Origin of the sequence: Arthrobacter sp. AK01 (genome assembly GCF_021109375.1) — a bacterium.
Taxonomy (GTDB): Bacteria; Actinomycetota; Actinomycetes; order Actinomycetales; family Micrococcaceae; genus Arthrobacter.
In genome coordinates this window covers 65,866-83,147 of the sequence record NZ_JAJOHP010000001.1, presented here as the reverse complement: position 1 = coordinate 83,147, position 17,282 = coordinate 65,866, and the positions used below count along the sequence as shown (strand labels likewise).

Annotated in this window: 16 protein-coding genes; 6 read left to right on the top strand and 10 right to left on the bottom strand. The window is 63.3% G+C overall.

The annotated features are described in order from the left end of the window. Window positions 1–53 precede the first annotated feature (53 nt). The gene (locus LN996_RS00385) at window positions 54–1,301 is read left to right on the top strand and encodes an NAD(P)/FAD-dependent oxidoreductase (RefSeq protein ID WP_231337976.1); all 1,248 of its coding nucleotides are present in this window, start codon (window positions 54–56) and stop codon (window positions 1,299–1,301) included. On the opposite strand, the gene LN996_RS00380 is transcribed toward LN996_RS00385, so the two are convergent. The 4 genes from LN996_RS00380 to LN996_RS00365 all read right to left on the bottom strand — a co-directional run bounded on the left by LN996_RS00380 (window position 1,298) and on the right by LN996_RS00365 (window position 4,971). Then, the gene (locus LN996_RS00380) at window positions 1,298–2,530 is read right to left on the bottom strand and encodes a cysteine desulfurase family protein (protein WP_231337975.1); all 1,233 of its coding nucleotides are present in this window, start codon (window positions 2,528–2,530) and stop codon (window positions 1,298–1,300) included. The genes LN996_RS00385 and LN996_RS00380 overlap by 4 nt on opposite strands. A 22-nt stretch (window positions 2,531–2,552) precedes the next feature. Next, window positions 2,553–3,230 (bottom strand): metalloregulator ArsR/SmtB family transcription factor, encoded by a 678-nt coding sequence (locus LN996_RS00375; RefSeq protein WP_231337974.1) that lies wholly within the window; start codon window positions 3,228–3,230, stop codon window positions 2,553–2,555. 74 nt (window positions 3,231–3,304) lie between these two features. Next, complete coding sequence (locus tag LN996_RS00370) at window positions 3,305–3,982, bottom strand: hypothetical protein (RefSeq protein ID WP_231337973.1); 678 nt, start codon at window positions 3,980–3,982, stop codon at window positions 3,305–3,307. A gap of 59 nt (window positions 3,983–4,041) precedes the next feature. Further along, the gene (locus LN996_RS00365) at window positions 4,042–4,971 is read right to left on the bottom strand and encodes a diacylglycerol kinase family protein (protein ID WP_231337972.1); all 930 of its coding nucleotides are present in this window, start codon (window positions 4,969–4,971) and stop codon (window positions 4,042–4,044) included. A gap of 120 nt (window positions 4,972–5,091) precedes the next feature. On the opposite strand from LN996_RS00365, the gene LN996_RS00360 reads away from it, so the two are divergent. From LN996_RS00360 to LN996_RS00345, 4 genes are all read left to right on the top strand, one after another. Continuing rightward, window positions 5,092–6,036 carry a J domain-containing protein gene (locus LN996_RS00360; RefSeq protein ID WP_231337971.1) on the top strand — a complete coding sequence of 315 codons (945 nt, stop codon included), beginning with the start codon at window positions 5,092–5,094 and terminating at the stop codon, window positions 6,034–6,036. Between the two features lie 62 nt (window positions 6,037–6,098). Further along, window positions 6,099–6,566 carry a tRNA (cytidine(34)-2'-O)-methyltransferase gene (locus LN996_RS00355; RefSeq protein WP_231337970.1) on the top strand — a complete coding sequence of 156 codons (468 nt, stop codon included), beginning with the start codon at window positions 6,099–6,101 and terminating at the stop codon, window positions 6,564–6,566. 188 nt (window positions 6,567–6,754) lie between these two features. Continuing rightward, window positions 6,755–7,360: an ECF RNA polymerase sigma factor SigK gene (gene sigK / locus LN996_RS00350; protein WP_256492644.1), complete on the top strand. Its 606-nt coding sequence runs from the start codon at window positions 6,755–6,757 to the stop codon at window positions 7,358–7,360. Between the two features lies 1 nt (window position 7,361). Next, a complete protein-coding gene (locus tag LN996_RS00345; RefSeq protein WP_231337968.1) occupies window positions 7,362–8,195 on the top strand; it encodes an anti-sigma factor in 834 nt (277 codons plus the stop codon). A 79-nt stretch (window positions 8,196–8,274) separates the two neighbouring features. On the opposite strand, the gene LN996_RS00340 is transcribed toward LN996_RS00345, so the two are convergent. The 6 genes from LN996_RS00340 to LN996_RS00315 all read right to left on the bottom strand — a co-directional run bounded on the left by LN996_RS00340 (window position 8,275) and on the right by LN996_RS00315 (window position 14,820). Beyond that, window positions 8,275–9,678: a gluconate:H+ symporter gene (locus LN996_RS00340; protein ID WP_231337967.1), complete on the bottom strand. Its 1,404-nt coding sequence runs from the start codon at window positions 9,676–9,678 to the stop codon at window positions 8,275–8,277. Further along, complete coding sequence (locus tag LN996_RS00335; RefSeq protein WP_231337966.1) at window positions 9,675–10,220, bottom strand: gluconokinase; 546 nt, start codon at window positions 10,218–10,220, stop codon at window positions 9,675–9,677. Before LN996_RS00335 ends, LN996_RS00340 begins: the two co-directional genes overlap by 4 nt. A gap of 74 nt (window positions 10,221–10,294) precedes the next feature. Next, window positions 10,295–11,059 carry a PIG-L deacetylase family protein gene (locus LN996_RS00330; protein WP_231337965.1) on the bottom strand — a complete coding sequence of 255 codons (765 nt, stop codon included), beginning with the start codon at window positions 11,057–11,059 and terminating at the stop codon, window positions 10,295–10,297. A 20-nt stretch (window positions 11,060–11,079) separates the two neighbouring features. Continuing rightward, entirely contained in the window at window positions 11,080–12,033 is a 954-nt protein-coding gene (locus tag LN996_RS00325; RefSeq protein WP_231337964.1) for an electron transfer flavoprotein subunit alpha/FixB family protein, read from the bottom strand. Window positions 12,034–12,047: 14 nt separating this feature from the next. Further along, entirely contained in the window at window positions 12,048–12,851 is an 804-nt protein-coding gene (locus LN996_RS00320) for an electron transfer flavoprotein subunit beta/FixA family protein (protein WP_231337963.1), read from the bottom strand. Window positions 12,852–13,101: 250 nt separating this feature from the next. After that, window positions 13,102–14,820 carry a trypsin-like peptidase domain-containing protein gene (locus LN996_RS00315; RefSeq protein WP_231337962.1) on the bottom strand — a complete coding sequence of 573 codons (1,719 nt, stop codon included), beginning with the start codon at window positions 14,818–14,820 and terminating at the stop codon, window positions 13,102–13,104. 321 nt (window positions 14,821–15,141) lie between these two features. Here LN996_RS00315 and LN996_RS00310 point away from each other — a divergent pair, with 321 nt between their 5' ends. Continuing rightward, window positions 15,142–17,202: a TPM domain-containing protein gene (locus LN996_RS00310; RefSeq protein ID WP_231337961.1), complete on the top strand. Its 2,061-nt coding sequence runs from the start codon at window positions 15,142–15,144 to the stop codon at window positions 17,200–17,202. The last annotated feature ends 80 nt before the right edge of the window (window positions 17,203–17,282 follow it).

Below are 17,282 nucleotides of genomic sequence, written 5' to 3'. Positions count from 1 at the left end.
GGTCCGGCATGCGCTTCTAAAGTCAAAGCTACTGGTTTTAGAATCGAGCTGACATGGCACACGAACGAATCGTCATCGCCGGCGGTGGGCTTGCCGGCGCCACCGCAGCCCGGACATTGCGGTCCGAAGGCTATTCGGGTCCCATCACACTGATTGGCGCCGAGAACCGGATTCCCTACATCCGTCCGCCGTTGTCCAAGGAATTCCTCTTGGAAAAGGTGGGAGACGATGCCGTAGAGGTGATGCCGGCCGGTTGGTACCAGGACAATGACGTCGAGGTCCTCCTCGCCAGCCCCGTGAGCGGGATCAACCTGGGAGACCATGAGGTCGCCCTGTCCAATGGCCGGGGCCTGGGATACTCCAAGCTGCTTCTGGCAACCGGCGCACAACCGCGGACAGTCCCGATCCCCGGCGCAGACCTGGACGGCGTGATGACGTTCCGGACCTTTGACGACAGTCTGCGGCTCAGATCCCTCCTCAGGGAAGGGGGCCGAAGCGTCGTCATGATCGGGTCAGGCTGGATCGGAATGGAACTGTCAGCGGCCGCGCGCACCTACGGCAACGAGGTCACCCTGCTAGGTCTCGAAGACATTCCCCTGAGCGCGGCAATCGGGCCCAGGCTTGGCAGGTATTTCCAACAAATCCATACCGAACATGGCGTCCACTTCCGGCTTCCCGCCAGCGCCGCAGGGATTGAAGGGAAGCACGGCAAGCCCACAGCGGTCCGGACGAATACCGGGGAAACGCTGGCAGCCGACGTCGTCATCATTGCAGTTGGCGTTCTGCCGAATACAGCACTTGCCGAAGCAGCCGGGCTCGCACTCCGCAACGGAATCCTGGTGGACGCGGGACTCCACACCAGCGCGCCCGACGTCTTCGCAGCTGGAGACGTGGCAAATGCCTTCCACCCCTTCACCGGGGAACATCACCGCAGCGAACACTGGGCCAATGCGCTCAACGGCGGGAAGGTGGCCGCAAAGTCCATGCTTGGCCAGGAAGCCGTTTTGGATGTAGTGCCCTACTTCTATACGGACCAGTTCGATCTCAGCATGGAGTACTCGGGGTTTCCGTCCCTGGCGTCCGGCGTTGAGCCTGTCATCCGCGGCTCACTGGATGACGGCAGCTTCATTGCCTTCTGGTTGCGGGAACAGCAGGTAGTTGCCGGCATGAGCGTCAACCAGCGCCGCGTGCAAAAACCCATCAAAGCGTTGATTTCGAGTCGCGTCCGCGCGGACGTCGCTCTGCTTACGGATCCCGGGGTGCCGCTGGAGGAACTCTTGCCCGGCGGGCATCGAAGCTAGTTCGGTTCGGCCGCACCCTGCCGGGCTACCGTGGCAGCCGTTTGGATGCTGGATTCGTGACCTGCCATACCGGCCTGCCGCGCCCGGGAGCAAGCCTCGGGGAGTGCCTTGAGGAGCGCGTCCACATCCGCTTCCGTGGAGCTGTGGCCCAACGTGAAGCGCTGGGCTCCGCGTGCGGTGTCCTCATCAAGGCCCATGGCCAACAAGACGTGCGAGGGCCGCGGGACTCCGGCCGTGCATGCAGAACCGGTGGATGATTCAACACCCGCGAGGTCCAGGAGGAACAGCAGCGAATCTCCTTCACACCCCGGAAAAGTGAAGTGGGCATTTCCTGGCAGGCGGCCTGCACCAGCGGCACCACGCAGCACTGCATCCGGAACAGAAGCGCGAACGCCATCGATGAGATGGTCGCGCAGTGCGCTGAGTCGCTCCCCCTCTAGCGCCAGATTCACAGTGACTGCCTCAGCAGCGGCGGCAAAAGCGGCAATCGCCGGCGTGTCCAGTGTTCCCGAGCGAACGTCGCGTTCCTGCCCACCGCCGTGCTGCACAGGCGTCAACTTCACGGACCGTCCCAGGAAGAGCGCACCAACACCTACAGGGCCACCAAGCTTGTGGCCCGACACAGACATGGCAGCGAGGCCGGAGCCGCGGAAATCCAGGGGAACAGAGCCGAAAGCCTGGACGGCATCCGAATGGACCGGGATTCCGTGGGGCTTTGCAAGCTCCACGATGTCCGCCACCGGCTGGATGGTCCCGACCTCGTTGTTGGCCCACATAACTGTCACCAGGGCCACGGATTCGGGGTCCCGCTCAATTTCCCGCTTGACGTCCCCAAGCTGCACCGTGCCGGTCCCATCGACAGGAAGCCACACAACATCCGCGCCCTCGTGCCGCTCCAGCCACTCCACGGTGTCCAGGACCGCATGATGCTCGACGGCGGAGCACAGGATCCGCTTCCGGCGGGAATCCTCGCCGTGGCGGGCCCAGAACAGGCCCTTGACTGCCAGGTTGTCTGCCTCCGTCCCACCCGAGGTGAAGATAACCTCCGAGGGGTGCGCCCCGGCAGCTGCGGCCAATGTTTCGCGGGCGTCCTCAACCGCGCGCCGGGCGCGGCGACCCGCACCATGCAGCGAGGACGGGTTGCCCGTTCGCCCCAACTCACGAGTCATGACGGCGAGCGCCTCGGCCGACAGGGGCGTGGTGGCAGCGTGGTCAAGGTATACAGGCACCTTGCCATTCTACCGACGGGGCTTAGGACACGTTCGTTTCGGCCGCGATGCGGGCGCAACAGTGGCCTGCACCGGAGTCCTGCACCACTGCGCCGGTATCGCGGCCGGAGGCCACTGCGACTCCGGCGAGAAATGATCCGTTCATTGAGCAAACCACCGCATGGTGATCCTGCGACAACCGGTGAAAAGGACAGTTAAGCAGGCGGTATCCGCCTGTGGCATCTTGTGCCGGCTCGTATCCAAGGTCGGCCAAGACTCCAAGGAAGTCACCCGGACGTCCTGCTTTGCGTCCCTTCGCGTCCGCCACGGCCATCAGCACCTCCGCAGCCGGCGTACCTTGATCCGATGAGCCCTCGATGGCCGCGGCCATGAGATCGGCAGCGAGGTCGTACTGGCGTGCCGGGACTGATGCGCCCACCTCGTCCAGCACTGGAGTGTAGAGCTTGGCAGGGCGCCCGGAACCTGGCCCGGCTTTGTCCGGTGTCTTCCTGAACTCCGGCCGCAACAAACCGTCCCGCACCAGCCTGTCCAAATGGAACGACGCCGTGCTGCGCGGAAGTGCCATGGCCCGAGCAGCTTCGTCGCGCCCCACGGCGTGGCCCGCGTTCCTGACATAGGCGTACAACGCCCTTCGGCAGGCATCGTTCAGTGACGCGATAGCCGAAAGCCGTTGGAGCCACGTGAGGCCTGACACGCTCATGGAGCAACAGTAGCTCTAAAAACAAGACACGTTGCTTTATAGCCCTGACCACACATTGCGGATCAGAGCCAGGGCTATCCCGGCGGCACCACTACGAGCCGGGCCGCCGCTTCTGCGCGTGCCGTGGACAAGGCACCATCATCCGGGCAAGCCAACGACACATACACAGAGGACGCCGGGACGCTGAACAAACGGGCCATCACAACAGCGGCCTTGCCGCCCGACGCCGCAGACGATTCCAACGCGAGGAATTCGACATTGTGAGGCGGTTTGTCCGAATCCTCTCCCCACCGCAGTGTCACCGGCTTCAGGTTGTCCACCGCAATGCCGGGGTCAAGATAGTGGAAGAGCTCCTTCGTTGACGCCGCATCGTCTCCTTGGGCGACCAACGGCCCCTGATTGACACTGACGCGGACAGCCAGCGTGCAGCCGTCATTCTTCCGGTACCGGACTTCGCCCTGGAGTCCGGAATGAACAACAGCCCATCCCGGAACCTCTTCCAACCGGGTGGAGACCGTCACGGGATCTCCCGGGGCCAACGTGTTCCCCGCAGTCAAGGGCAAATCCTTCGCCGCCACGGCGGCAGCATCGTGCCCGGGCGTGATGGTGGGCGTCGCCAGGACCGACTCCGAGGGCGACGGCTTTGGTGCCGCTGGATCCGGAATGTTCACGGTGCAGGCTGCCAGCGCGACACCAACGGTTCCCAAGGCAGCAATCCCAGCCACCCGTCGTCGAACCTTACGCGCCACCATCGCTCCTTAGTCACCATGCCAAGCCATCTGCCGCGATCGAGTCTAGCCGCCGGGCTTGCCTAGGCAAGCACGCGCAGACCCCCCGGAACAATGTCGACATCCACAGGCAGGGGGGCGACGCGCTCGCCGTCGGCATATGCCACCACGGCTTCTGCCTCCAGCCGTACCTTCCGCACACGCTTGATCTCCACGGCAGGGTGTCCGGTGTGCTTGCCGGCGAAGACCTTCGGGAAGACAGCAAGGAAGCGGAGCCGGGACAGGGGTCGGACCACAAACAGATCCAGCATGCCGTCCTCGGGCGAAGCATCAGGGGTAATCCGCATGCCGCCGCCAATGAACTGCCCGTTTGCCACCGAAATGAGCAGCGCAGGCTGGTTCCAGGTCACGTCGTCGGCAGTGACCTTGTATTCGATCCGCCGGAAGGAGCCCAGTTCCCTGAGCATGGCAAGGTTGTAGCGGCTTTTTCCACGTGGCCAGCGCCAGGAATTGGCCCTCTCATTGACCGCAGCGTCAAACCCGGCCGAGAGAACGCCGGCAAAGTAGGTTGCCCGCCCCTTCGCTGTGACGCGTCCGACGTCGATCTTCCGGCCGCCTGATGGCATCGCGGCCAGGATCCTCCGGCAGGCGGCCGAGGTGTCATGAAGGGGCAAATCCAACAGTCGGGCAACATCGTTTCCCGTTCCGCTCGGGACGATGCCAAGGGCAATGTCCGTTCCGGCGAGCGCGTTGACCCCCAGATGGACCATGCCGTCACCGCCCACCACCACCAAGGCGTCCACCCTGGTGCCGGCCAGGGTCTGGTCAACAAGCCGCCTCAGGGCGTCGTAACTGTCAGCCGTGAGTACGACGACGTCCCCGCCGGCGGCACGGAACTTGGCTGCGGCCAGGTCCCCGGCGTTGCGGGTCCGGCCAAAAGAGGCCGCAGGGTTTATTGCCAGTGCGATCGTCCCCGGCACACTGGACGGGATTTCAGTTGCCGGTGGAGTCACAGGCTGAATTATGCCAGCCGGGAACCACCAGCCCCGATGCCGACGTTCACATAGTGGCTGGATAAACTGCCAGTACCGCGTCTCATCGGAGCGCACCGACATTTAGAGAAGGGCCCGTGCTTGGCCGAGGGCAGCAATTCGCACTATCAGGTTCTCCGTGTTTCCGTCACAGCCACGGACAAGGAGATCAAAGTGGCCTACCGGAAGGCTGCCCGGAAGGCACACCCCGATCACGGTGGAGAAGCGGAGACTTTCAGGCGCGTGACGCTCGCCTACGAAACCCTGATCGATCCGCAGCGCAGGGCTGAGTACGACCGGAGGTACGCCAGCGGCGCCTCAGGCCCCAGCCAGCCAAGGCCCGGCGACTACACGGGCACCGCTGCTCCGGGCCCCTTTGCCACAAGCAACGTCAGGCGGCCCCAGGCCCAGCGCAACACTGCCGGTGCTCCCGCGGTCTATGTTCCCCCTTTTGACGATCCCAACGAGGTTCCGCTCATTTCTGCGGCGGAAGCAGCCCAACAAGTCCACGGACTCCCCCGCAAACGAGGAATCTTTGGCGCCGAAGCGCGTATCCAGAGGGAGATGCGCACGGTCCAGCTCATCAGCCGCCAGGTACTGCCTGCCATTCCCGCCGCGAGGCTCATCAACGGCCTGCGCTCACCGTCGGACAATAACCACATCGACCACGCAGTCCTCTCCGGCTACCGGCTGGCGTTGGTCGGATCCATGTTGCTGCCCAAAGGCGCCTATGCCTGGGACGGCAATTCCCTGCGCCACGGCGGCCGTTCCGTGGCTCCCCCGCAACTTGCCCACATTGTCCGCCATATGCAGGACATCTTCCCCGAACTCAACGTCACGGGCTGGGTGGTCCTTCACAGTCCCGACGGCAACCTCCATGAACCGGTCATCGACCAGTACGGCAAGGGCCAATCCAGCCACAATGCCGTGGAGGTAGTCAATGGCGCCGGGCTCGTCAGGGGGCTCAAGCAGTTCCTCAGCTCGGGGCCGGCTCCGAATACTGTGGTGGTGCCGGTCCTGGCCCGGCTGCTTCGCGGGATGCACTAGGCCACCGGAACCTCCGAACACCGGGATGCGGCTGCTCCGGACAGCCTGACTAAGATGGGACGGTGTTCCGCATCCTCTTCCACACCCCAGAAATCCCGGGCAATACGGGCAACGCCATCCGCTTGGCCGCCATCACGGGAGCTGAGCTCCACTTGGTGGAGCCCCTTGGCTTCGACTTTTCCGATGCCAAGCTGCGACGTGCCGGCCTTGACTACCACGATCTTGCAGTAGTCACAGTTCATAAGGATATCGACGCCGCCTGGGCAGCACTGAAGCCCGAGCGCGTCTTCGCCTACACTTCCGACGGCGAGACGTCCTATACCGATATCAGCTATCGCGAAGGCGACGTCCTGATGTTTGGGCCGGAGTCGGTTGGCCTGCCGGACTGGCTGAAGCAGGACCCCCACGTCACCGCACGCCTTCGCCTTCCCATGAAGCCGTCGCTCCGCTCACTCAATCTGGCCAATGCTGCCTCTATCGCCGTGTTCGAAGCCTGGCGGCAGAACGGATTTGCCGGCGCCAAGGTCTAGCCCATCCAACGCCGCCACAGCACCGAATACCTTATGCAGGGACAAGTCCTGCCTTGGACATTCGTTGAGGAGCCTACGTGAGCGCGCTGCAGACCAGGGTGATGACGGTAAAGCACCGCACTGCCGCGTCCGCAACACAACATGGACGTGCTGCCACATTCAAACGGGACGACATATGCTGGACGGTGATGGACATCCCCAACAACCCCGGCCCCCCGGTCTTTGAGGCTACTGGCACTGCAGCAGATTTGAATGCGCAGTTGACTGGTTTGCTCGAGCTCGTGGCCACCGGCGACCAGCAGGCTTTTGCCGAGTTCTACCGCCTGACCTCCAGACGGGTCTTCGGTATGGCCAGGCGCGTCCTGATAGACCCTGACTTGAGCGAGGACGCCACCCAGGAGGTTTTCATCCAGGTGTGGCAAGGAGCGGCGAAGTTTGATCGCGCGGCCGGAACCCCACTGGCCTGGCTCATGACCATTGCGCATCGACGGGCCATCGACCGTGTTCGCACTGTCCAGGCCGCAACGGACCGTGAAGCCAAATACGGTGCAGCGAGCCTGGACCCGGACCGCGACCTGGTCGTCGAAGAGGCTGACACGAACCTGGAAGCCGAAGCCGTCAGCCGATGCCTCGGCACGCTCACGGACACCCAGCGCGAGTCCGTCCGCCTCGCATACTACGGCGGTTTGACGTATCGGGAGGTCGCCGAGCAACTCGGCGCTGCCGTCCCGACCATCAAGTCCCGCATCCGGGATGGACTGCTGCGCCTGAAGACCTGCCTGGGGGTGGGTTGATATGAGTGAGAACACCAGTGGAGGCTTTATCCGCAGAATGTTTGCCAACGACATCGCTACCGACCTCGCCGAGGGCCGCGTCCTTGAACTGGCTGAAATCTATGCTTTGAACGCTGTCAGTGACGAAGAACGGGCCTTGATAGACGACTACATCAAGGATGCTCCAGAAGGTCCGGAGTTCCACGAACGGGTTCGTGAAGCCCGGGAGACTCTGGCGGTCAGCTTCGCACCGGAGGAAGCGCCCCCTGCAGGCCTGTTCGACAACATCATGGAGCGTATTGCCAACGATCCCTCCGTGAAGCCCGCCGCAGAGCCGGTAAGTCCCGGACCTGAAATCCCTGCCGTCGATGAACTTGCCGCAGCGAGAATGAAGCGCGAGGAGCGCAGCCGGACTGGTGGCGCGCGCCGATGGATCGTTGGGGCAGCCGCTGCAGCCGTCATTGCTCTCGGCGGCATCGGAGTCGGCACCTACGTCTCGGCGCAGAATGACCCAGTCAACCAGGTGCTGCAAGCACAGGATGTCCAGAAGAAGTCCGCGCCGGTTCCCGGCGGCGGTACAGCCACCATCTCCGCGTCATCGGCCAAAGACTCGTTCGTGGTCCTGATGGATGGAGTTGCCCCGGCGCCGGAAGGCAAGGTCTACCAATTGTGGACCCTTCCCAAGGACGGGTCGGCCCCCGTACCCCAGGGCACCATGGACGCCCAGACGCTCTCCAAGCCCGCCGTTGTGAAGGGCCTGGCATCGGCATCGTCCGTAGCCATCACGGTGGAACCCACAGGCGGATCGAGCGCCCCCACCACTGAGCCGGTCCTGGTGGTCGCGCTCAGCGCCTGACGCTCGGGAAGTTAATGCACGACGGCGGCCGGCCCACCATGGGGCCCGCCGCCCTCGTGCGTGTCGGTACCTTCAGCAGCTATAAGACGAGCGATAGAAGCATCACGAACCCGAAACCCACCACGGAGATCAGGGTTTCCATGACCGACCAGGTCTTGAATGTCTGCCCAACGGTGAGCCCGAAGAGTTCTTTGACCAACCAGAATCCGGCGTCGTTCACGTGGGACAGGAACAGCGAGCCTGCGCCAATTGCCAAGGCCAGCAAGGCAGCGTGCGTCGGGCTCAAGCTGCTCGCCAGTGGCGCCACAATTCCCGCGGCCGTTACCGTGGCAACCGTAGCTGAGCCAGTGGCAAGGCGGAGAGCCACAGCCACGATGAAGCCGAGCACCAGGACCGACATGTTGGCACCTTCGGCCCATTTCTTGACGGCATCCCCTACCCCGGCGCCGATCAGCGTCTGCTTGAAACCGCCACCCGCTCCCACAATGAGGAGGATCGCGGCGATCGGCCCAAGGCTTTCACCCACCTTCGAGGTGATCTTGCTGCCGGTGAAGCCCACGGCGTAACCGAAGGTCACGATTGCAAGGAGCACAGCCAGCGTCATGGCCACCAAAGGCTGGCCCACGAAGTCGAAGAAGATCCGGATGGCTGGTGCCGTTTCGGGGTTTGGCCAGATGATGCCGCCCAGCGCCTTGAGCAGCATCAGGACCACGGGGAAGATGATGGTCAACAGAGTGACCAGGAACGAGGGCTGGCGCTTGACTTCGCTCATGTCTGCCGCGTGCTGGGTGTCGATGCCTCCGGCCACGGCGGGCGCGTCGACAGGGACCCACCGGGCCGCCAACCGCGAAAAGAGCGGACCACAGATGATGACCGTGGGAACCGCCACGAGGATGCCCAGACCGAGGGTTGTTCCCAGTTCGGCTTTGACTGCGCTGATCGCAATGAGTGGTCCCGGATGCGGCGGCACGAGCCCGTGAAGCACAGATAGGCCAGCCAACGCCGGAATGGCGATGCGCATCAGCTTCATCTTGGACCGCTGCGTCACCAGGACAATCACCGGAAGCAGCAGGACGAGCCCGATTTCGAAGAACATGGGCAGCCCGATGATGACCGCCACGAGCGTGATCATCCAGACCAACTTGTTGCCGCTGGCTTTTGCCAGCAAAGTGTCCACTACCCGGTTGGCGCCACCGGAATCGGCCAGCAACTTCCCGAGCATGGCTCCCAGGGCAATGAGCAGCCCGACTTCCTTGAGGACACCACCAACCCCGTCTTCGAAGTTGGTGATGACCTTGCCCAGTTCCACGCCGGAGGCCAGGCCAACGAAGGCCGAGCCCAGCACCAGCGCAAGGAACGGATGAAGCTTGAGCTTGGCAATCAACACGACAATCAGGGCAATGCCCAGCGCGGCCACCACAAGAAGTTGGGTGTCGTGCCCGGTCCATTCCTGTACTTGCGTCGCGGTTTCCAGGACCCTCACGAGGCTGTCGCTTCGGGGCCGGCGCCTGCGGGCCGGAGACCGAGCCGTTCAATGACTTCGTCGGCTTCTTCTGCCGGCGAAGCCGAAACGCACAGCGAGATGTGGTTCTCGTCTTCCGTGGGCTCCTCCAAGGCGTCGAACTGCGATTCCAGGAGTGATGGCGGCATGAAGTGGCCGTGCCTGGATGCCAGACGATCGGAGATCTTGTCCTTGCTCCCCTGCAGGAAGACGAACACCACTCCCTCGCCGCGAAGCACGTCGCGGTACTTCTTTTTCAGAGCCGAGCACGTAATGATCGCCGGGGTTCCTGCATCCGCCCGCTCGCGGATCCAGTCCGAAATAATGCCCAGCCAGGGCCAGCGGTCCTCATCGCTGAGGGCCAGCCCCGACTGCATCTTGGCTACATTCGCCTCCGGGTGCAGGTCGTCGCCTTCGGCGAGATCCCACCCCAGCTTGCCGGCAAGAACACCGGCTACAGTCGATTTGCCGGAACCGGAGACTCCCATAATCACCAGTACGGGTTGTTGCGCAGTCTTCGCCATCAAAGTCTGCCTTCCTCGAATAAATATGATTTAACCGAGATCAAGCATATGACACGGGTTACACCACGGCAACGTCAGAAACCTGCGATGGTGCTTGAACCGTTGACGGACACCACGTGGAAGGCCTCAGCACTGGTACCCGCAGTCAGGCCGGCCCGCTCGCCGTTCGCCAACAGCATGCTCCTGACAACGCACTCCATGCCTTCAATATCGGGATGCTGGCTTGCATGGACACGGATGGCCTCGAGCTTGGCCTCGACGTGTCCTGAGACATCCACAAAGTGGTTCTCCCTGGCTTCGGGGCTGGAGATAAACCACAACCACGGCAGCTTGTAGGCACCCAGACCGGCCTCGGCCAGTTCTGGATAGGCAAAGGGATTCTCCACCGCCGGATAAACCGCCCGGGTTACGGCTTCCCCGGCCGCCAGGTGGTCCGGGTGGCTCTTTTGAAGTCGGTCCCAGTTCCGTTCCGGGTGCATGGTCAGCACGATGTCCGGCCGGATTTCGCGGATCAGCTTCACAACCTGCTTGATGACGCCATGTGTCGGTTCAAGGTAGCCATCGAGCTCGTGGAGGTAACGGATGTCGGTGACACCTACCAGGGCGGCCGCCCGCCTTTGCTCCTCTGAGCGGAGTTCAGTGATCCGATCCCTGTCGGCCGGATCGAAACCGCCGGCGTCACCGTCGGTCATGATGCAGTAGCTGACCTCGACGCCGGCCGCAGTCCACGCTGCAATGGTGCCAGCAGCGCCGAAGTCGATGTCGTCAGGGTGGGCAGTAAAACAAAGCACCCGCTCGACGCGCTCCGTGGAGGCGTCGAACGGGCTCTTTGCTGACATAGCGCCAGTAGGCAAAGGGATCAGCCTTTCCGCTTCTTGATCTCGGCCGTGGCCTGTGGGAGAACCTTGAACAGGTCACCGATGATGCCGTAGTCGGCAATCTCGAACACCGGCGATTCTGCATCCTTGTTGATGGCCACAATGACTTTGGAGGTCTGCATTCCGGCCTTCTGCTGGATTGCGCCTGAGATGCCGGCCGAGATGTACAACTGGGGCGAAACCGTGACACCGGTTTGGCCCACCTGGGCGTCGTGACCGATCCAGCCTGCGTCGGTGGCGGCACGGGAGGCGCCCACCGCAGCGCCCAAGGCATCTGCGAGCTCTTCAACCGGAGCGAAGTCGCCGTCAACGCCGCGGCCGCCGGCTACGACTATCCTCGCTTCGCTGAGGTCCGGGCGGCCGCTGACCGGCTTCTCGGTCCGGGCAGCGATGCGGGCAGAGTTGGCGATCGCGCCCGCCGGTACTTCAATCGTTGCAGTGGCCGGGGCAGCCGCGGCACCAACCGGCGAAGGCTCTACGTTGTTCGCCTTGACCGAAAGAACTGTGACCGGAGTAGTTGCCTTCGCCGTGGTGTTGTACGAGCCGGCAAGAACAGACTTGTGCGCGGTGCCATCGGCTTCAACGCCCACGACGTCAGTGATCACGCCGGCGTTGAGCTTGATACCGAGCCTGCCCGCGATTTCCTTGCCCTCCGGAGAGTTGTCCAGGAGGACTGCCGTGGCTCCCGAGGAGGCCACTGCAGCGGCGAGGTAGGCAGCCTTCGGGCCAACCAGGTAGTTGTCGAGGTCCTCCTCCGACGGCAGGTAGACCGTAGTGGCGCCGTAGGCACCCAAGGTGGCTGCGACGTCGTCGTTCAGCTCACCGGTGAACGCGACGGCGGTCTCCCCCAGCGAGCGGGCGATGGTCAGGAGTTCCAGGCTGCTCTTCTTGAGAGCCGCTCCGGGGTTGTCAATGAAAACAAGTGCATTTGCCATGGTTGGAATCCCCTTTAGAGCAGCTTCTGGGCGGCGAGGAAGTCGACCAGCTTGATGCCGGCGTCGCCGTCGTCGGTGATGATGGTGCCTGCCGTCCGTGGCGGACGCGCCTCTGCGGATTCCACCACTGTCCAAGAACCGGCGAGACCCACCTGCGAGGCATCCACGCCAATGTCCGAGAGCGACAGGGACGCGATCTTCTTCTTCTTGGCGGCCAGGATGCCCTTGAAATTGGGGTAGCGCGGCTCGTTGATCTGGTCGGTGACCGAAACCACGGCAGGGAGCTGCGCTTCCACCGTTTCAGAGAAGGCGCCGGCGTCACGGCGGGCGGTGACCTGATTGCCCGCAACCTCAAGGCTGGACGCGAACGTCACCTGCGGATAGGACAAGCGTTCGGCCAACTGGGCCGGGATCAGCGACGTCTCACCGTCGGTGGACGCCATGCCTGTGAGGACCAGGTCCACCGGGCGGCCATCAGCCGAGATGTGGCGGATAGCGGCGGCGAGGGCCAGCGAGGTGGCAGCTGCATCAGAACCGGCCAAAGCGTCATCGCTGAGGTGAACGCCCGAATAAGCGCCGATCTGCAATGACTTCTTCACCGCGTTGACGGCACCGGAGGGACCCATGCTCAAGGCAATGACCTCGTTGCCGGCCTTCGGGCCGCCGCGTTCCTCGGCCAGCTGCAGCGCTGCCTCAAGGGCGTACTCGTCCAGCTCGGACAAGATGCTCTCATCACGGTCGGTGGTGTTTCCGGGTCCGGTAATGTGCCGGTCGAACTGCGCGTCCGGGACGTGCTTGACCAGAACGACAATCTTCAATGTCTCTTCCACTGTCTTCGAAGCAGCCTTCCATGCTTGTGGACGGCCAACCGCAGCAGCGTGGCCGTGAATTGCCCAGCGCGTGGGCTCGTCCTAGCTAAGCATATTGCCCGCAGAAAGCCACTCCCAGCGTTAACCCCTGTTTCAGCTGCCCGCGTGACTTTCGTTGGGCTGATGCTGTGCCGGGTACGGCAAAACGGCGGGCGACACCCAAAGGTGTCGGCCCGCCGTCGTGCGCTGTTCCCGCTGCCTACTGCTGGGCGGCGTCGAGGGTTACCTCAACCTCCTGGGCCTGGCCGCCGCGTTCAATGGTGACCTTGACCTTGGCACCGGCCGGCTGTTCCCGTACCGCAGCCGTCAGCTGGTTCGGGTCGCTCACCGTGTAGTCGCCGAACTTGGTGACAACGTCGCCTACCTTGAGTCCTGCTTTGGCTGCCGCCGAACCGGTGGTCACTGAGGCAACTTCGGCGCCGACAGAGAAGCCGGAATCACTCCCTGTGGACGACTTCGAACGGACCGACACACCGAACTGGCCGTGGCTGGCTTTGCCGGTGTCGATGATTTCCTGTGCCACGCGCTTGGCATGGTTGATCGGGACACTGAAGCCAACACCGATGTTGCCACTGGACGACTCGGACGTTCCGCTGCCGGCAGACGCGATGGCGACGTTGACGCCGATGACCTCACCCTTGCTGTTCACCAACGCACCACCGGAGTTACCGGGGTTGATGGCGGCGTCTGTCTGGATGACGTTGATGGCAATGGAGCCTTCGTTGGCTGTTGACTGGCTCTGGCCACCGTTTGGAGGCGCGAACTGGAAGCCTTCGTCGCCGCCCTGGCTCTCGTCGGGTGTGCCTTCCGGCACGGCAGACGAGGCAACGCTGATGGTGCGGTTGAGCGTGGAGACGATACCGTCCGTCACCGTACCCGTCAGGCCCAGAGGCGAACCGATGGCGACGGCGGTGTCCCCCACATTGATCTTGGAGGAGTCACCGAGCGTTGCCGGAACCAACCCGGACGCGTCGCTGACTTTGATCACCGCGAGGTCCGAGAGTGGGTCCGTGCCTACAACTGTGGCCTTGAGGACCTTGCCGTCGCTTGTACGTACCTCGATGGCGGCATTGGCCGTGGCACCGTCCAGGGTCACGACATGCGTGTTGGTGAGAATATGGCCCTGGTCATCGAGGATGATGCCTGAACCGGTTCCGCCCTCGTTGCCGCTGGTTGCCTTGATCGTTACAACACTCGGCGATGCCTTGGCAGCTGCCGCAGTGATCACGTTGACGTCATCCTTGTTGTTGACGATGACCGTGCTGGACTGTCCGCTCGTCGACGCTGCCGGAGCCGGCTGGTCCCAGAGCACGTTGCTTCCGGCCACTACACCGCCACCGATGAGGCCCGCCGCGAGCATGCTGGCTACGAGGGTTCCGACGCCGAACGCGGGCTTGCGCTTGGTGGCGACCGTTGAGTTACCGGGTGCGTGCTGCATTCCAGGGCCGTGCTGTCCCTGGGGGTTTGCGCCCGTGCCGTAGAACGGCTGGTGCTGGGGGTAGTTCGGGCGGTTCGCCGGATCCTGGTGCTGCGGAGCGCCGTAGTACTGCGGCTGCTGCTGGGTGGCATTGGGCTGGCCGGACGGTTGGGCGGGTGCTGCGTGGTGCCCTGGGTGCTGTGCTGTGTATTGCTGGGGTGCCTGCTGGGCAGGGGCTGCGTGCTGACTGGCATGCTGTGTCGGCGCGTTCTCCTGATCCCGCCGGCCAGCCGGGCTTGCAGGCGGCTGGAACGCTGGCAGTGGCGTGGTGGGCTGTGCACCGTTTCCGGCACCTGCCTCCTGCCCTGAAGGCTCGTGCCCTGAAGTCCAGGCAGGCTGCTGCTGGGTGGCGGTGGCATCGGTGTTGTCGCTGGTGGTGTCCCGCGGCTCGGATGGCTCGCGGTCCTCCGGTGCGGTGCCCTGCGCTGGGTTCTCCGTCATGGGTCTTCCTTTCGTCCTCGTCTTCAACAACTATGGACCCAATAACTGGAACAAAAGCGGACGTTCGCTGGGAGCTTCCTGAAAGGCTCAGTAAGACCCTTTCAGCCCCTCCGCAATTGCCCTTAACGCCTGGACAATCCTGCTCTCTCCTATATTTCGCTGGTGGCATATTCACCCCTGTGGACGGGTTAGGGGGTGCACCATAGAATCAAGAGGAATTGCCACAGCGACCTGCGGCTTTACACCATGCGTGGGGGCGCTGAGCATTCTGTGACGATTGGTACGCCTTGTTCCAGTCGCAGACGTGCTGAAGGGTTGCACATGCGGTCAATATTTAAACGCGTACTCGCCGGAATTGGCGTGGCTGGACTGTTGGCCTTCCCGGCCACAGCGGCTTGGGCTGTCGATCCGGTGACCATTCCGTCCGGGCAGAACATCGTGGACGACGCCAACGTCCTGGGCAGCCGAAAAGGCGAGGTCCAGGAAGCCATCCAAAAGACTCTCAAGGACCACAAGTACAACCTGTACGTTGTCACCGTGGATTCCTTCACCAACCCCTCGGACCCCAAGGAGTGGACCAAGGCCGTTGCCGATAAGAAGCTCATGGGCAAGCCGGACGCCATTCTGGCAATTTCCACGGCTGGCCAGTACAACTTTGCCCTGAACTCGGGCAGCTCCATCTACTCCAAGCAGTCGGCAATCGCTCAGAACGCCGTTGTTGCCAATCTGGCAGGCGGCAAGAAGGACTACGCCCAAGCAGCCATAGATACGGCTGCTGCCATCGGCGATGCCGCAGGCGGTGGAAGCGGGACAGTGCCCAGCGGCAACGCCGGTGTTGGCGTCCTCGTTGGAGTCGGTGTAGTAGCCGCCGGTGGCGCAGGGACGTACCTGTACTTGCGCAATCGCCGCAAGAAGGGCAGCAGCCAGGCCACCAGCGCTAGCTATGGACCGCAAGGTGAGCAGCTGGACCCTCTCGCTGGGCTGAGCATCCCGGAGCTACGTCAGAAGAGCGGCTCACTGCTGATCGAGGCCGACGACGCCATCAAGTCCAGCGAACAGGAACTCGGCTTCGCACAGGCCCAGTATGGTGATTCCGCGATCGGCAACTTCACCAAAGCCCTTGAAGAAGCAAAGGGCCACATGACGGAGTCCTTCAAGTTGCAGCAGCAGCTTGATGACCACATCCCGGACACCGAAGAACAACAGCGGAGCTGGCTCGGCGAAATCATCCGCAGGTCAGAGGCAGCACTTGCTTCGCTGCGAGACCAGAAGGCCGACTTTGACTCGTTGCGTGAGCTTGAAAAGAACGCCCCGCAGGCCTTGGCGGCAGTGTCCGCCGGAGCCAGGGACGCGGATTCCAAGATCGCCAACTCAGAACAGTCGCTGGATGGCTTGCGCGCCAAGTACGCCGACTCTGCCTTGACGCAGGTCTCCGATAACATCCTGCAGGCAAAAGAGCGCCTCGCATTCGTGCAGAACGCCGTCACCGCAGCCCAGGAGAAGTTGGCGGCCGGCGAGAACAGCCTGGCCGCAGTGGCCGTTCGTGCCGCCGAGGAAAGCCTGCACCAAACCAACGTATTGATCGATGCCATCTCCAAGACGGCCGGCAGCCTGGATGAGGCACGTGCCTCCCTGGAAGGCGCAGTTGCGGAGACCAGCCAGGACCTCGCCCAGGCCAGGGCCATGATCCAATCGGGTGAGCACCCCGAACTTGCTGGCCCCGTAGCCGGTGTGGAAGCCGCCTTGGCACAGGTGAAAACCGAGATCCAGGGCGGAAAGATTGATCCCATCGCTACGCTCAGCCGGGTGGAATCAGCCCATCAAGCCCTGGACCAGTCACTGTCCGGTATTCGCGACCAGCAGGAGCAGGCCCGCCGGGCGCAAGCATCACTGCAGCAGACCATCATGGCTGCCCAGGCCCAGATCAGCGCCACCTCGGACTACATCACTGCCCGACGCGGCGGCGTAGGTACGGAAGCCCGGACCAGGTTGGCCGAGGCTCAGCGCAATCTGGATTACGCGCTGTCCATCTCACGCAATGATCCTGTGACGGCACTGACCTACGCCCAGCAGGCGCACTCACTTGCTGCCCAGGCGGCCCAACTTGCACAGTCCGACGTCGACCAGTTCGGCTACGCAGACCAGGGCCAAGGCTACGGACGCGGTGGCATGTTCGGCGGTGGCGGCGGAGGCGGCGGCCTTGGCGGCGCCATCCTCGGCGGTATCCTCATCAATTCCATCCTGAACGGCGGCGGAGGCGGCTGGGGCGGCAACAACGACGGCGGAGGCGGCGGTGGCTTCTTCGGTGGCGATTCCGGTGGCGGCGGAGACTGGGGCGGCGGCGGAGGCGACTTCGGCGGCGGAGACTCCGGCAGTTTCTAGCCCGACAGACTAGGTGGGGTCCATGCCCCGCATAGAAGCGGTACAACAACTGATCACTGACTTCAGTGGCACCACTGAGC

Excerpts from the sequence above, each read along its gene's own strand:
- sigK (WP_256492644.1), top strand. The coding sequence starts at position 6,755 with ATGGACATCCCCAACAACCCCGGCCCCCCGGTCTTTGAGGCTACTGGC.
- LN996_RS00330 (WP_231337965.1), bottom strand. The coding sequence starts at position 11,059 with ATGTCAGCAAAGAGCCCGTTCGACGCCTCCACGGAGCGCGTCGAGCGG.
- LN996_RS00335 (WP_231337966.1), bottom strand. The coding sequence starts at position 10,220 with ATGGCGAAGACTGCGCAACAACCCGTACTGGTGATTATGGGAGTCTCC.
- LN996_RS00315 (WP_231337962.1), bottom strand. The coding sequence starts at position 14,820 with ATGACGGAGAACCCAGCGCAGGGCACCGCACCGGAGGACCGCGAGCCA.
- LN996_RS00375 (WP_231337974.1), bottom strand. The coding sequence starts at position 3,230 with ATGAGCGTGTCAGGCCTCACGTGGCTCCAACGGCTTTCGGCTATCGCG.
- LN996_RS00310 (WP_231337961.1), top strand. The coding sequence starts at position 15,142 with ATGCGGTCAATATTTAAACGCGTACTCGCCGGAATTGGCGTGGCTGGA.
- LN996_RS00325 (WP_231337964.1), bottom strand. The coding sequence starts at position 12,033 with ATGGCAAATGCACTTGTTTTCATTGACAACCCCGGAGCGGCTCTCAAG.
- LN996_RS00370 (WP_231337973.1), bottom strand. The coding sequence starts at position 3,982 with ATGGTGGCGCGTAAGGTTCGACGACGGGTGGCTGGGATTGCTGCCTTG.
- LN996_RS00345 (WP_231337968.1), top strand. The coding sequence starts at position 7,362 with ATGAGTGAGAACACCAGTGGAGGCTTTATCCGCAGAATGTTTGCCAAC.
- LN996_RS00385 (WP_231337976.1), top strand. The coding sequence starts at position 54 with ATGGCACACGAACGAATCGTCATCGCCGGCGGTGGGCTTGCCGGCGCC.